The organism is Algimonas porphyrae (genome assembly GCF_041429795.1).
Taxonomy (GTDB): Bacteria; Pseudomonadota; Alphaproteobacteria; order Caulobacterales; family Maricaulaceae; genus Litorimonas; species Litorimonas porphyrae.
Genome location: NZ_CP163424.1, coordinates 633,745 through 648,433, shown reverse-complemented (window position 1 = coordinate 648,433; position 14,689 = coordinate 633,745). Strand labels below are relative to the sequence as shown.

Sequence of the window (14,689 nt, the reverse complement as noted above, 5' to 3'; positions counted from 1 at the left end):
GCAGACCAGATCGGCTATTTCGCAGCGAATTTGCTCTTTCCGAGATAGTCACGGACAAAGTCGATCATTTCGTCAGCCAGTTTCTGGCGATTATCCTGATCGCTGAAATAGTGGTCCTCATCCTTGAAGCTCAGTTCCATCAGACCTTTGCGTGAACCCAGTGCCCTTTGCATCAGAACGAACTGATCATGATTGACGACGGAATCAAGCGTGCCATGCGCGAGCAGGACAGGCACATTGATATCGTCTGCACGGTCTACCGGGTTGTTGGCCCGCCGCACGACATCATCCTCCAGCAGTCCGCCGAGGAAACGCTTTGCTGCACCACGCCCAAAGGCGAAATTACGGCTGTTCTGGTAGAAATCTTTGACATCCGTCAGCGCGGCGACCGCAATGGCACACTGGTAGAGGTCCGGGTCATTGGCGACTCCCATCAGGGACGCATACCCCCCGAATGACCAGCCGGCGATGCAGAGCCGATCCGGGTCCGCATAGCCTTTCTCGATCAGATAGCGCGCCCCATCTTCGACATCGTTCTGAATGACGGTCCAGTCATCCCGGCCAGCCTGTTCGAACGTCTGGCCATATCCGGTCGAGCCGCGAAAATTCATCTGCAGAACACCGTAACCTTGCGATGCAAAGAGCTGGGCCAGCCAGTCAAATGTCTGGTAGTCGCGCGCATAGGGCCCGCCATGGGGCAGGACGATGAAGGGCAGATTATCCAGCTGTGAATTGTCACGGACACCGGCGGGGAGCGTGACATAGGCCGGGATTTTGGCGCCGTCCCGGGCCGTATAGCGGACCGAGACCACATCACCCAGTAGCTGCGGTTCGATGCCCGGATAATTCTGCGCCAGAACGGAAAAGGACTGACCAGAGCGATAGACGTAAAGCCCGCCGGGATCATAGGGGCTGCTGACGCGGATCAGAATGGTTTGCCCATCATCCGATTGATCGATGAAATGAACCGCATAGCCATCGAGCTGGCTTTCCGCTTCTTTCAGGACGGTTCCATATTCCGGCAAAAGCGTACGGACGGGCGTGTCGGCAATATGGGTCGCGCCCACGATCTTGCTGCCATCACGGGAAAAAATTGGCTGTCCCGCATCATAGACATCGTCTTGGAAGAGTGTGTCCTCAAATGCCTGCTTCGCCAGATTATAGACATGCAGGCCCTGTGTTTCCTTGTCACGATAGGCCCGTACCACGATCCGGGTCATGTCCGGAAATCCGGATACGATCTGCATGCCCGTATCGAGGCCGGCATATTCGTCCATATTTTTGAAACTGCCGCTATTCGGGTCCCGGACGATCACCTTGCGAATATTACCGCTACGATCGGCAAAACCGACACCGGCAATGACCTGCCCGTCTGTTGTCGTGATCCAGTCGGTTATATCATCCCGGTCGGCATGGACGACCTTGTCGCGGCCTGTCGCAACATGAACACGCCGGACATCCGGGAAGATCTGGCTCTCGCCGTCGCTTGCATACTGCATAAGGATATGATCCTCATCGTCATGCAACCAGTTCAGGACATTGTTGTTATATTGCTGAAGGCCCCTCGGCATGACCAGGATCTGACCCTCGAGCGTATCGGCATCGATGGTAAAGATCGATGCGACCGTCACGGTCACCTCTGTCTGATTGTTGCTGTGAAAAGATGCCGTCTTAATACGGCTTCCCGTGGTGGATCGCGGCTTGAGCTCCGTCGAGCCCCAGAAGGAAACCAGAACCCGCTTATTATTCGCCCAGCGAACCCATTCCGGTTTCGCGCCAGGGCCGAGTTGCAGCGCATCCGCGCGCGATGATTGCTTTCCGTCCAGACTGACGACCTGGACGATATAATTCCCGTCGACAGCCCGGATGACGGCGACCCGTGATCCGTCTGGCGATAATGCAGCGTCATGAGCTGCCGGCAATTGTCCGAACAGATCCGTATCCGGCGCAGCATGGGCGGGCACAGCCAGCAACAACCAAGCCGCCGCGAGACTGACGAAGCCGATCAGGACGGATGAAAAAAATCGCATGATTATCCCCTCGTTCAACCACAATTGTGGCAACGATAACCTGCGGTTGCAAGTCCTGAACCCAGTCTGGATAACTTTTGCTATGTTTTATGCGGCAAAATGTTTGGAGAGTCGCAGCCCTTGGGCCTGATAGGAACTCCCATGTGCGCCATAGAGCGATGTCGGCGTGGCGGACAGCTGTTCGAACACAAGATGGGCAACGGGCTGCCCGTGCGATAGTAGGAACGGTACGTCGCGACCGCGCACTTCGAGGACGGCGCGACTGCCTGAGCCCCCCGCTGCCGCGACACCGAAACCGGGATCGAAAAACCCGGCATAATGGGCCCGGAACTCCCCGATTTCCGTATCGATCGGGGCCATTTCGGCGGCCTGATCGACCGGAATTTCGACCGCTTCACGGCTCGCTAATATGTAGAATTCTTCGGGCTCGAGGATCAAACCGCCTTTCTCACCAGCCATCTCCGTCAGGCGAACCGGTTCCCAATAATCCAGCGCGGCGTGTGCGCCGACACCGCGCAGATCGACCAGACCGGAATGTCGCCGCGCGCGGTAGCCGACAATATCCTTATCCGAGGATAGATCGACGGAGACGGTCTGATGGCCGACCGGTTTCATTGCGCCTTCGCGGAACCGGATCTGTGACAGACGATCCCCTGTCCGCGCTAGGATCGGAAAGGTCCGCGGCGCGACCTCGAGCCAGAGCGGCCCTTCATAGCCCGCCGGGAGCGCATCGAACCGGTCAGATGCCTCGCCGATGGCGCGCGCAAAGACATCCAGCCGCCCCGTCGAGCTTTTGGGATTCGTGACTGCGGATAAAGTTTCCGGCAGATTCAGCGCCTCGCCCAGTTCGATTAGATAGATACATCCCGTTTCCAGCACGGCCCCGGCGTCCAGATCGATTTCGTGCAGGCACAACGCATCGATCCCGTCCGCGACCCGGCCACCTGCGCCCGGCAGAAAGGAGGCCCGCATGCGGTAGGCCCTGCGACCCAGCGTCAGGTCGAGCGAAGCCGGTTGCAGCGTGGGCGGCAAACCGGTTCCGTCTTGCCCCATGGACAGGCCGACGGGGCCGCCATCAGGCGCATCCGGCATGCGGACATGGCCGCCTTCGATCAGAGCGGCGATCTGCTGAGAGGGCAGGATCATACCTTCTGCCTTAAGGCGGCGACCGGGGTCGCTCAAGCCGTCGAGACACGCCAGTCGTGGACCGATTTGACAAGATGGACCGCCACTTTTCGCTTCGCCTGTCACGCGCGCACTGCGAAAAGATGGGGCCAAGCAGGGTAAAATAGTTGCAAGATGTTCATCATCGTGAAAGCCTGCGACAATCTGGATTGTGGTGTGCGGGGGGATGCGCCGGGCCGGATGAGGGAGGGTGTAATGGACAAGTCACTGGGCGACGGCGCGTCAGACGCGGTCGATACGATGGCGATTTCCGGTTTACCGGGTCAATATGAACAGCGCACGAAAGATGTGATCGTTCGGGTCGAGCCCGAATATCTGGCCGAGCAGAGCAGCCCGACCGATGGGCGCTTCATCTGGGCCTATACGGTCGAGATCGACAATCAGTCCGCCCATGATCTGCGCGTGACCGGACGCTACTGGCACATCGCTGATAGCCGGGGCCAGGTTCAGGAAGTCCGCGGCCAGGGCGTCGTCGGTGAAACACCCGTCGTCAAGGCGGGCGAGCAATTCCGTTATACATCCGGCGCGCCCCTGTCGGCCCCGTCCGGCATGATGAGCGGATCCTACCGGGTCGAGCCTGAAACCGGCGAACCCTATGACATCGACATCCCCGTATTCCTTCTGGACAGCCCCTTTGAAGGCACCCTCTTCAACTAGGTCCTGACCCTAGGTCATTATCATGGCTCAGGATCAACCGATCCTGAGCTTGAAACCCTTTCGATACCTGTCCCCTAGAAGTCTGCCTTGAGGTTGAGACTGGCCGTGATGGCAGGCGCCGGTTCGAAGGTGAAGTTGACGGGGTCGATCCACCGACCGGTCTGATGGCGCAGGGTCAGCTGCGCGCTGGAACGCCCATCCACCGCCCAGCGAGCGGCGGCGGTGATGTGACGGGTCTGGCCTTCATCGCGCACACCGAAAGCCCCGTAATCGCTCATCCGGTCGATATCATCCAGACCGGCGCCGATGACGGCCTGCATCTGTCCCACCGGAAGCTCGAACCGCGATGACAGTTCCGCGCCCGCGCTCCAGACCTGCGAATGAGACGTCCGCGCGCCCTGACGTCCGAAGGCGCCGAGCGCCTGGTCCGTTTCGCGCAGTCCCAACCGGGTGCGCAGCAAGGCTGGACCGAGATCATACCGTCCGGACAGAGACAAATGTCGCCGGTCCTCGGACAAGGCGCGCCGACTGATCCCCTCTTGCGTACCGAAGGCGAAATTGCGGAGCGTCTCGTCGTCGCGCGCGGCGGACAATCCGGCGACCGCACTCTGCCCGAAACCCAGATCCAGACGCGTATAGAGCGCATGGCCGAGCGATCGTGTCTGCAGGGCGGACGCCTGCGATCGGGCCGCACCAGCCGACTGGTCGATCTGGTCGGCCAGAGCGAAATCGGCACCGAAGGCGAGGCGGCCCCAGGCAATCTCCCCGCCGACCAAGCTGTAAGTGCGGGTCAGGCCCGTCTGGGTCAGAGCCGGATTGGTCCCCAGCCCTGCTGCGGATGCAGTGAGGTTCCCTGTCTCGCCGCCGGTTGCGAAGGCGGACACTGAACTGCCTGCCGTACCGCCCAGTGGATCGGTCGTCGCGCCCCGATTCCAGAGATTGACCGTCGGCGCGTCAATGAAATCCAGCGCATTGTTCTGCGATAGCACCCAGATGATCGCCGCCCCGGCGGCAACCCCGGCAATGACAGCGGCCCCGCCGCCGCCGCCATCATCGCCACCTCCGACTTGCGGCGGCTCCGGTGTGACCACGGGCGGTGGCGGTGGCGGCGGAGGCGCGGCGTTGGAAGAGACCGTCAGGCCGAGCGCACCGCTATCGAACACGGATGTCGCACCGGTAAAGTCCGATGTGCCGTTGAGCGTGACGTCGAAATTGGACGCGCCCGTGATCGAACCGCCGCCCGTCATCTGGATGACTTCGCGTGTCTGCCCATCCGCATAGGTGGCACCATCAAACAGATTCACATCGAGCTGGGCGCCGCTTTCGACGATCAGATTGCCGCCGACCTGGACAAAATCCTGATCGCTGTCGGAATAGTCGAAGATCAGGGTCGAGCCACTGCCGATGGTCAGGTCCCGGTCGATGATCATCACGCCGAACCCGCCATCGCCGGGTGCCAGCGTACCGTTCAGCAGAAGGTCGGACCTGATCGTGCCTGCCCCTTCCAGGATTGCATCCGTGCCGACCGTGAACAGTCCGCCTGCCGTCGTAACGATCGTATCGCCGCTCGCCACCCGGAAAGCGCCGCCGTTGAGATTGATCGTGTCGAAAGTGGCCGTGCCGTCCGTTTCCCAGAGACCCGACGCGATTTCCAGAACTTCGAACTGCCGGATGCGGTCGAGATCGACAATACTGAAGCCGTTCCCGTCCTCGAGCCTGTATGTGTCCGTGCCGTCACCGCCCAGGATGAAGGAATTGATCGTGGCCCCGGATTGGTGGACGAACAGGTCATTGCCCTGCAACAGACGGATATTGTTGAATCCATCCAAGCCGGTCACGATCGACCCTGACATGGCGTAAAATGCGTCACGACCCAGTCCGAGAAAGACCTCGTTCTGGATCAGTCCGGCGTTTCTGACGGTAATGCTCGTATCCGTCGACGTGATGGCCTGGCCATTGATGGCGATATTCGTGCGTTGAAAGTTCGGTGTTTGCTGCGAACCCAGAACCCCGCTTGCGGCATTGACGATCTCGAAATTCCCCTGATCGCCGAACAGCAGGAATGTGTCGACATTTCCGCTATTGGACACGGTCGTGTCGCCGCCTCTGGGCCGCAGGCTGATCTGTCCCAAGTCACTGGCGCTACCGATATCGAGGTTGATCGTGCGACCTGCCACCTCATGAAGCGCAGAAGATGTCAGGTTGATCGATGCGTCGACAGTTCCGCTGTCCGAAAAAAGATTGAAGCCGTGACTATTAAAAATTCCCGTCAGATTGGCGGTGATGTTGCCACTCTGTGTGACGGCGTCCACGCCTTGGCTTTCGATACCACCCGACAATCTGGATTGTATTGCACCGTCGAACACGATGTCGATGTCACCCGATTCCGTCCGCGCGGATATCCCGTCGCCCGTCCCGTTCAGGCTGAGCGTGCCGACCGTGTCGATGGATATGTCTCCCGTGCCCGATGCCACCGCCTGAATGACATCATTGATCTGGAAAACTTCATTCGAATTGGAATTCAGAGCGCCCCGGTTGATGATGGAAATGTCGCCGCTGCCGGTCGTCGAGGCCTGGATCGCCTGCGTGGTCCGACCACTGGCGTTGATGGTACCCGACGTGGAAATGAAGATGTTCCCGTCTTCGGCCCTCGCCCGGATCCCGATGCCCGTGCCACCGAATGCGCCCGCCTGGCTGTTCGCGCTGATATCGGCCTCATTCGTGATCGATAGGGTGCTGTCCCCGGCGGTTTCAGCGTAGATTCCGTGGACCAGGAACGCGGAACTCGAATTGGCCGTGACCGCTCCGCGATTGGTGATCGCGACATCGCCCGACTGGCTGAGTCCGCCCACGACCGTACTGATCGACAGATTCGTGTTCGGCGACATGACGGTTTCGAGCGTGTTTACGGCGTCGGAATTGGTGATTGAGATATCGTCGCTCGTCGTGACCTTCACCTTGTCGGAGGTCGTTGGCGGCGGGGGTGGCGGCATGTCGCTCCTGACCGTCAGGCCGAGTGCGCCATTACCGAACACCGAGGTCGTACCGGTAAATCCTGCCCCGCCATTCAGTGTGACGATAAAATTGGAGGCCCCCGTAATGGTTCCGCCGCTCAGCATCTGGATGATGTCACGCGTCATCCCGTCCGAATAGGTCGCGCCGTTGAGCAGATTGACGTCCAGGCCGGCGCCGCTTTGGATCACCAGATTGCCCAGAACCTGGATCAGATCCTGTTCCGTGTTTGAAAAGTCGAAAATCAGGGTCGAACCGCTGCCGATGGTCAGATCTTCATTGACGCGCAGAAGGCCGAAGGTCGAGCCGCCGGGCGAGCCCAGCGACAGATTGCCGAGCAGCGACAAGGCACCGTCGATCGTCCCAAAACCCTGCAGGGTTGTCGGCGCCGCCACCGTTACGAGGGTTCCGCTCTGCCCGCGCAAGGTCGAACCGTTCAGCACGAAGAGGGGCAGGCTGGACGTGGAATCAAAGGCCCAGACATTCGCGTCAAGAGCAACGCTTTCAAATTCGAAGAAGCGGCTGAGGTCGACAGTATTGGTGCCCGTACCGCCGCGCAGTTCGATCCCGTCCGTGCCGTCGCCACCATAGACGTCCGCATCGATCTGCGCCCCGTTTTCGATAATGAAAATGTCATTGCCGTTGCCGAGGCGAACCTCCAGATCCGTGCCGGACATCACGGACCCGCTTCGCATCAGAACCCTGTCATTCCCAATCCCGAAGAGGAGGTCATCGACGATGCGACCGTAATTATCCAGCGTCGTGTCGCCGCGATTGGTCGTCACGTTGACAGCACCCGGACGGGCCGGATCTGACACAGTTGTACTACCCAGAACACCACTTGCCTGGTTCACGATCGACATAGCGATATTTCCGAGTTCCCGGTTTGGGCCATTCCTGAACCTTGGGACATTGATCTGCCGGACCGCACCGCTATTGGTGACGGAGGCCGTGCTACCGAAAAAGTACATCGCGCCCAGATCGGAGCCTTGCGCGACGGTGACGGTCGTGCCGCCCCCCGAATTAGAATTAAATGACAGGTCACCTGTCGCGATAAGATTGAGATTGGCGGTGATGGTGCCTCCGCGCGAAATAATGGCGGCGCCATAGCCATCGTCGAACCGCCCCGAAGCGTTCAGCGTCACATTGCCGGATGCATTGATGAAGATCGCGCGGTCGAAATCGCTGCTGCGCGCGCCGCGCACGACCCCATCGAAGGTGACATTCACGTCGCCTCCGTCGGCAATCGCCCGGATGGCGGCGCCTGCGCCGGTCATCGTCAGCGTACCGGTCGTGTCGATATTGATCGGCCCGCCGCCAATGGCGTTCTGAGCATTAATGACACCTGATAGGTTGGCGTCGCCGCCCCCGGTCAAGTCCCCGCTATTGACGATGTTGATACCGCCTCCGGCTTCGGAAAAAGCGTTGATGGCCCATGTATTGGCACCGCCACCATTCGCAACGATATCGGCTGTGTTGGTAATCGTGATCAGACCTTCATCGTCGCCGCCGGACCGGCTGTGCCGGACGCCTATCCCGGTGCCCCCTGCACCCGTCATGGTGATATCGGCATTGTTCGTGACCGTGATATTCCCGCCATTGCTGGTCGTGGCATAGATACCTGCATCGGCATCACCCAGCGTGATGACGCCGTCATTGACGATCGTGATGTCGCCTGTTCGCGTGTGGGCGCCCAGACCCACTCGCAGGGTCGGCCCGCTCGTTCCGAACTGCATGGTATCCGCCGGCATCGTGATCGGATCGTCATTGTCGATCGTGATGTCGTCAGTGTCTGACACAACGACCGTCTGGGCAAAGGCGCTTGTCTCGAGGGCACAGACAAGGGCGATGGCCGATGCACCGATAACCATGGTTCGGGCTAGAGAGTTGGTCATGGCGGGCTCCGTCGGGTGTTGATCGCCTTCAGGTTGCAGCAGACGGGGAGTGTCTGCAAGTTAATTTCCGAGGCCTGTCATAGATTAAGCCTTGGCTTGGACTGTTCGCTGGACCGTCCGGATCTCAAGCAGGAGTCGGCTGGACGTGATCGATTACTCCGAGACCGCAACCTGCTGGCCTGTCTGGCCATCAAACAGTCCCTGGCCTATAGGCGGACCAACATGTCAGCGACACTTATTGATAGGATGGCCCAAACGCCGCTTGCCGGACGCACGGCGGATGGACGGGTCCGCCTGCCCGGGCTGAGCCGCGCCGAAATCGGCGATCACCTGATCGAGATGGGCATCGAGCCCAAAAAGGTGCGCATGCGCGCCAACCAGATCTTCAACTGGGTCTATCACTGGGGCGCGACCGAATTCGACCAGATGACCAATATCGCCAAGGGCTTTCGCGCCCGGATGGCGGATTATTTCACGCTGGAGCGGCCAGACGTGATCGAACGTCAGGTCAGCGAAGACGGTACGCGGAAATATCTGATCCGCATGGCGCCGGGCATCGAAGTCGAAACCGTCTTCATCCCGGATGTGTCGCGATCCGGCGCGCTCTGCGTATCGAGCCAGGTCGGCTGCACCTTGACCTGCACCTTCTGCCACACCGGAACCCAGCGTCTGGTCCGCAATCTCACGCCTGCCGAAATCGTCTTGCAGGTCATGGTCTGTCGCGACGACCTGAAGGAATGGCCGACGGCCAATAGAACCGACGCGACCGATTGGGCGCATGGCGAGGACCGGAAACTGGTCAATATCGTCTTCATGGGCATGGGTGAACCGCTTTATAATACCGACAATGTGATCGCCTCGATCGACCTGATCAGCGATGATCAGGGCCTCTCCATCGGTCGCCGGCGCATCACGGTTTCGACCAGTGGAGTCGTGCCGGACATTGCCAAGGTCGGCGAAGCCAATCCGATGCTGGCGATCAGCCTGCACGCCGCTGATGATGAGACGCGCACGAAGATCATGCCGATCAACAGGAAATATCCGCTGGACGAATTGCTGCAGGCCTGTCGCGACTATCCGGGGCTGTCGAACGCCAAGCGGATAACGTTTGAATATGTGATGCTAAAGGGCGTGAATGACAGCCCTCAGCACGCCCGCAACCTGATTACCAAGCTACAGGGCATACCGGCCAAGGTGAACCTGATCCCGTTCAATCCCTGGCCAGGCAGCCCCTATGAATGTTCCGACATGGATGTCATCGAGGACTTCGCCCGCCGTCTGAAAAAGGCCGGCCTCGCCGCCCCGATCCGCAAAACCCGCGGCGAAGACATCATGGCCGCGTGTGGGCAGTTGAAGAGTGAAAGCGAGAAGCAACGGGCAAGCGATAAGCGGAAGGCAGAACGGGCCGCGACGTAGATCGTATCAGGCGCGCAGTCACGGATTGCGGCTGTCGCCGCATATCGCTGGAGTCGCGATAGAGCTTTTCTTCCGGCTGCGCCGGAGACCCTATCGGGAAGAAAAGCTGTGGTCGAGCTCTGGCGTTTGATGCTAGCTTTGTCCTCATGAAAACCAGAGCCGCCGTCGCCTTCGCTCCGAAGCAACCTCTCGAAATCGTCGAACTGGACCTGCAAGGCCCGCAACCCGGCGAGGTGCTGGTCGAGATCATGGCGACGGGCGTCTGTCATACGGATGCCTACACGCTGGACGGGCTGGACAACGAAGGCCTGTTCCCGAGCATACTCGGACATGAAGGGGCCGGTATTGTGCGGGAGGTCGGCACGGGTGTGACCTCCGTGAAACCCGGCGACCACGTCATCCCGCTTTACACGCCAGAATGCCGCCAGTGCAAAAGCTGTCTGTCAGGCAAGACCAATCTCTGCACCGCCATCCGCGCGACGCAGGGCAAGGGGCTGATGCCAGACGGCACATCGCGCTTTTCCTACAAGGGTCAGACCATTTATCACTATATGGGCTGTTCGACCTTTTCGAATTTTACGGTTCTGCCGGACATCGCGGTCGCGAAGATCCGCACCGACGCACCCTTCGAGACGAGCTGCTATATCGGTTGCGGCGTGACGACAGGTGTGGGCGCGGTGACCAATACGGCGAATGTGAAAGCGGGTGACAGCGTCATCGTGTTCGGGCTCGGCGGGATCGGGCTGAACGTCATTCAGGCGGCGCGACTGGTTGGGGCGGGTCAGATTGTCGGTGTCGATATCAATGATGACAAGCGCGACTGGGGCGCGCGTTTCGGAATGACCGACTTCGTCAATCCGAAGCGCGTAGACGGCAATCTGGTCGAGCACCTCGTCGCGCTGACGGATGGCGGGGCCGATTTCACCTTTGACGCGACCGGCAATACGACCGTGATGCGCGACGCGCTCGAAGCTTGCCACCGCGGCTGGGGCGTCTCGGTCGTGATCGGTGTGGCGGAAGCGGGCAAGGAAATCAGCACGCGCCCGTTCCAGCTGGTCACGGGCCGCGTCTGGAAAGGCACGGCCTTTGGCGGCGTCAAGGGCCGCACCGGCGTGCCGAAAATCGTCGACTGGTACATGAACGGAAAAATCGAAATCGACCCGATGATCACCCACACAATGGGGCTAGAGGACATAAACAAGGCCTTCGACCTGATGCATGCGGGCGAGAGCATTCGCAGCGTGATTGTTTATTGAGGGACTCTGGAGGGCGACATGACACGAAACATCTTGATTAGCGCATGCCTATTGATTGCCGGATTGCTCTTGTCTGTCCCCGCCGCGGCCCAAACCGTGACCAAGGTAAAAAACTGGTCTGACAATGCGGGCAGCATGCTGATGCAGGGGGAGGCGCTGCTGGGTGTGGATGGCGCGAAAGCGCATAAATATCAGCGATGCATCAAGCTGAACAATTATGTCTGCATGAAACAGGTGCCCGCCATCTGGAACGGGTCGGTTGGCCAGGACGGTGACAACCATACGGCCTTCTCCCATCCTAAATTTTCACTCCGCGCCAAAATGCGCGATCTCTGTAGCAAGAAAAAGCGCTATCAGGCCGTTTCGGCACTGGCTGTAGCGGAACGTTACTCCCCATGGTGTGACACGCTGGGTTCGGGCGCTGTCAGAAAGGGCTGGGCGAAATCCTGTGAGGATGGGGCGCGACCGCCAGAAAATCATGCCGGACCTGTCTGTCAGAAACCCGAAAACGGTGTTCCTTCGGATGAGCAATGCCGGTCCTGCAACTGCCCCGACCGCATTGCCCGCCAAATGGTGCGCGGTCTGACGGACAGGAATGGCCAAGCCCTGTCGATCGATGCCGACATGGAATTATTCGGTCCAGATGGGCAAATCATAACCGATCGCATGAAAACCGTGCTATCCAATCAGGTCTATCAGGAAGTCGGTGCGCTCCGCCCAACGGATGCGTTGCTTGCCGAAAGTCTGGCAATCGCAGGTGTTTGCAGATAATTATAGAGGGAGAACGCAATGTTCACACACGTCATGGTCGGGGCTAATGACCCCGCGCGATCGATCGCTTTTTATGATGCGGCGCTGGGTGCGCTCGGCATTCAGGGGCGCAATATGGGTGACCGGGCCTTTTACGGCTCAATGGGCGGATCTGGCGCGTTCGGCGTCGGCAAACCGCGTGACGGCGAAGCCGCTACCTTTGCCAATGGCGGCACGATCGGGTTCAAAGCCGAAACACCCGAACAGGTCGATGCCTTTCATGCGGCGGGTTGCGCCCATGGCGGCGCCTGCGAAGGCGAACCGGGGCCGCGCAAGGGCGCACCCGGCGATCCCTATGGCGCCTACCTGCGCGATCCCGATGGCAACAAGATCTGCGCCTTCGTGTCCAGCTGATCGTGGACACACGCTCCACGGCGCGCGCCCATGGCGGGACGCAAGGCGTTTATTCGCACACCAGTTCTGCCACGGGGACGGAGATGGTCTTTTCCGTTTTCGTACCTGATGGTGACGGCCCGTTTCCCGTACTCTGGTATCTGTCGGGCCTGACCTGCACCCACGCCAATGTGACGGAAAAGGGCGAATATCGCGCGGCCTGCGCGGAGGCCGGGATCATCTTCATCGCGCCGGATACAAGCCCGCGCGGCGACGCTGTTCCCAATGACGATGCCTATGATTTCGGACAGGGCGCGGGCTTTTATGTGGATGCCACGCAAGCGCCTTGGGCCGAGCATTTCCAGATGCGGACCTATATCGAGGACGAACTGCCCGCCCTTGTCGCTGCACAATTCCCCGCCGATATGTCCCGGCAAGCGATCACCGGCCATTCCATGGGCGGACATGGCGCGCTGACTATGGGCTTACGCCATCCGGACCGGTTCCGTTCCCTGTCCGCCGTCGCGCCGATCTGTCATCCGATCTACTGTCCCTGGGGCGAGAAGGCCTTGAGCGGCTATCTTGGCGATGACCGCGCGGCCTGGCGAGCCTATGACGCCGTCGCGCTGATCGAAGACGGGGCGCGCGTTCCGGAGATTCTGATCGATCAGGGTGAGGCCGATCCGTTTCTGAGCGAACAGTTGCAACCCGACACGCTGCAGGCGGCCTGTTCCGATGCCGGGATCGCGCTTACGCTCAATCTACAACCCGGCTACGACCATTCCTATTATTTCATCAGCACATTCATGGCGGCGCATGTGCGCTGGCATGCAGTCCGATTGAAAGCCTAACGTCCAACCCGCCGGACACTGTCGATGATCGTCGCATGTTCCAGTCGTTCCGCTTCGGTCGGAAGCGTTTTTGGATAGGCCTTGGCTTCAAGGCTCAGCGACAGGGTCAGCCCGTGCAGGTAGAACCACCAGTCGATCTGCGTCCTGTCCCGATCATAGGCCCCGTAACGCATGCCGGGAATTCCGCCCCGGTCGAACGGTTCGGCCCGCATATTGGACCCGTCCGCCGCCATCCGGCTCAATTCGGTCAGGTCGCGCGTCGCACTCAGATAGGCCGTAATCGCGTAGCGCTCCAGACTGATGATCCAGCGCGTCGTCACCCGGCTATCGGGAAAAAGCGGATTGGGCGGCGATGTATGGGCCTCGACCGTAGCGTGGTCAGGCAAATCGAAACAGAACCAGGCGAGTTCGACTGTATACATGATGCCCCCTAGACCCCGGCCCTAATCCGTATCAGTTTCTTCAGTGTTGAGAAGCCCGTCGGCACGCGTTCGCAGCGTATCCGGATCATCGATCACGGCGAGCAGGCTCAGCATACGCTGGCGTGTCTCGGTCTCGGTCGCGCCGTCCGGTTCCGCAGCGTCGATCTGCTGCAGAAGTTCTGTCGCGCGCGGCAGCAGCGCCGGTTCATCCATGACGATCAGCGAAAAAGCGTAATTGCCGAGGACGACAATATCGTCCGGCATGGCCGCGACGGCGGCATCATAATAGGACATGCCTTCGCCGAGCGAAGCCCCGAACTTGCCGTCACCCGCAGCGCGGACAATGCCCAGGTGCCAGGCCCCGTAAAGCGCATCGGCGCGTGGGTCACCCGGCGCGGCGGCTTCGAACGCCTGTATCGCATCATAAGTATCGCCGATCAGTCCCTTGAGAACGATAGCGAAGGCGCTGCTGCTACGGGTGCGGAACCCTGTATGCAGAGCGCGCAGGAACAGGGCTTCGATATTGCCGGGGTCGCGCTCCAGCGCGTCATCAGTCAGATCGATCGCGTCCTTTGCATGGTCCTTGGCATCACGGATCGTCATCAGCATGATTTCTGCCGCCATGACTTCTGCGGCGACATTCAGCCCGTCCACAGTGTTCGCGTCGAGAGCGGCGGCACGCGCGGCCTCATACTCGCCCTGATGCAGCAGTGCGCGGGCGGCATCCGACGCGGCAGCAGGCGTCGTGATCAGCAGCAGGAAAAGAAAACAAAGCCTCAACATGGCTTTCTCATAGCACGGATCATGCCGGGACGGACGATG

Annotated in this window: 11 protein-coding genes; 6 read left to right on the top strand and 5 right to left on the bottom strand. The window is 60.1% G+C overall.

Features of this window, described 5'->3' with window-relative positions:
* Positions 1 to 14: 14 nt before the first annotated feature.
* Positions 15 to 2,030: an alpha/beta hydrolase family protein gene (locus AB6B39_RS03205; RefSeq protein ID WP_284371744.1), complete on the bottom strand. Its 2,016-nt coding sequence runs from the start codon at positions 2,028 to 2,030 to the stop codon at positions 15 to 17.
* Positions 2,031 to 2,117: 87 nt separating this feature from the next.
* The gene (locus AB6B39_RS03200) at positions 2,118 to 3,176 is read right to left on the bottom strand and encodes a 2'-deoxycytidine 5'-triphosphate deaminase domain-containing protein (RefSeq protein ID WP_284371743.1); all 1,059 of its coding nucleotides are present in this window, start codon (positions 3,174 to 3,176) and stop codon (positions 2,118 to 2,120) included.
* 153 nt (positions 3,177 to 3,329) lie between these two features.
* On the opposite strand from AB6B39_RS03200, the gene apaG reads away from it, so the two are divergent.
* On the top strand, positions 3,330 to 3,872 hold the full coding sequence (apaG, locus tag AB6B39_RS03195; protein WP_371398688.1) for a Co2+/Mg2+ efflux protein ApaG: 543 nt from the start codon (positions 3,330 to 3,332) through the stop codon (positions 3,870 to 3,872).
* A gap of 74 nt (positions 3,873 to 3,946) precedes the next feature.
* Here the strand turns inward: apaG and AB6B39_RS03190 are convergent, their stop codons facing one another.
* Positions 3,947 to 8,779, bottom strand: a complete 4,833-nt coding sequence (locus AB6B39_RS03190; protein WP_284371739.1) for a beta strand repeat-containing protein — start codon at positions 8,777 to 8,779, stop codon at positions 3,947 to 3,949.
* 222 nt (positions 8,780 to 9,001) lie between these two features.
* On the opposite strand from AB6B39_RS03190, the gene rlmN reads away from it, so the two are divergent.
* The 5 genes from rlmN to fghA all read left to right on the top strand — a co-directional run bounded on the left by rlmN (position 9,002) and on the right by fghA (position 13,445).
* Complete coding sequence (gene rlmN / locus AB6B39_RS03185; protein WP_284371738.1) at positions 9,002 to 10,195, top strand: 23S rRNA (adenine(2503)-C(2))-methyltransferase RlmN; 1,194 nt, start codon at positions 9,002 to 9,004, stop codon at positions 10,193 to 10,195.
* Between the two features lie 146 nt (positions 10,196 to 10,341).
* The gene (locus AB6B39_RS03180) at positions 10,342 to 11,451 is read left to right on the top strand and encodes an S-(hydroxymethyl)glutathione dehydrogenase/class III alcohol dehydrogenase (RefSeq protein ID WP_284371735.1); all 1,110 of its coding nucleotides are present in this window, start codon (positions 10,342 to 10,344) and stop codon (positions 11,449 to 11,451) included.
* Between the two features lie 96 nt (positions 11,452 to 11,547).
* Positions 11,548 to 12,222 carry a hypothetical protein gene (locus AB6B39_RS03175; RefSeq protein WP_284371733.1) on the top strand — a complete coding sequence of 225 codons (675 nt, stop codon included), beginning with the start codon at positions 11,548 to 11,550 and terminating at the stop codon, positions 12,220 to 12,222.
* Between the two features lie 18 nt (positions 12,223 to 12,240).
* Entirely contained in the window at positions 12,241 to 12,615 is a 375-nt protein-coding gene (locus AB6B39_RS03170) for a VOC family protein (protein WP_284371731.1), read from the top strand.
* 2 nt (positions 12,616 to 12,617) lie between these two features.
* The gene (gene fghA / locus AB6B39_RS03165) at positions 12,618 to 13,445 is read left to right on the top strand and encodes an S-formylglutathione hydrolase (RefSeq protein WP_284371729.1); all 828 of its coding nucleotides are present in this window, start codon (positions 12,618 to 12,620) and stop codon (positions 13,443 to 13,445) included.
* Here fghA and AB6B39_RS03160 read toward each other — a convergent pair.
* On the bottom strand, positions 13,442 to 13,867 hold the full coding sequence (locus tag AB6B39_RS03160; protein WP_284371727.1) for a hypothetical protein: 426 nt from the start codon (positions 13,865 to 13,867) through the stop codon (positions 13,442 to 13,444). The genes fghA and AB6B39_RS03160 overlap by 4 nt on opposite strands.
* Positions 13,868 to 13,888: 21 nt before the next feature.
* On the bottom strand, positions 13,889 to 14,650 hold the full coding sequence (locus AB6B39_RS03155) for a tetratricopeptide repeat protein (protein ID WP_284371725.1): 762 nt from the start codon (positions 14,648 to 14,650) through the stop codon (positions 13,889 to 13,891).
* Positions 14,651 to 14,689: the final 39 nt, after the last annotated feature.

What these genes read in the sequence shown, in the direction of transcription:
- rlmN (WP_284371738.1), top strand. Translation starts at nt 9,002, where the DNA reads ATGTCAGCGACACTTATTGATAGGATGGCCCAAACGCCGCTTGCCGGA.
- AB6B39_RS03180 (WP_284371735.1), top strand. Translation starts at nt 10,342, where the DNA reads ATGAAAACCAGAGCCGCCGTCGCCTTCGCTCCGAAGCAACCTCTCGAA.
- AB6B39_RS03170 (WP_284371731.1), top strand. Translation starts at nt 12,241, where the DNA reads ATGTTCACACACGTCATGGTCGGGGCTAATGACCCCGCGCGATCGATC.
- AB6B39_RS03155 (WP_284371725.1), bottom strand. Translation starts at nt 14,650, where the DNA reads ATGTTGAGGCTTTGTTTTCTTTTCCTGCTGCTGATCACGACGCCTGCT.
- AB6B39_RS03200 (WP_284371743.1), bottom strand. Translation starts at nt 3,176, where the DNA reads ATGATCCTGCCCTCTCAGCAGATCGCCGCTCTGATCGAAGGCGGCCAT.
- AB6B39_RS03205 (WP_284371744.1), bottom strand. Translation starts at nt 2,030, where the DNA reads ATGCGATTTTTTTCATCCGTCCTGATCGGCTTCGTCAGTCTCGCGGCG.
- apaG (WP_371398688.1), top strand. Translation starts at nt 3,330, where the DNA reads ATGTTCATCATCGTGAAAGCCTGCGACAATCTGGATTGTGGTGTGCGG.
- AB6B39_RS03160 (WP_284371727.1), bottom strand. Translation starts at nt 13,867, where the DNA reads ATGTATACAGTCGAACTCGCCTGGTTCTGTTTCGATTTGCCTGACCAC.
- AB6B39_RS03190 (WP_284371739.1), bottom strand. Translation starts at nt 8,779, where the DNA reads ATGACCAACTCTCTAGCCCGAACCATGGTTATCGGTGCATCGGCCATC.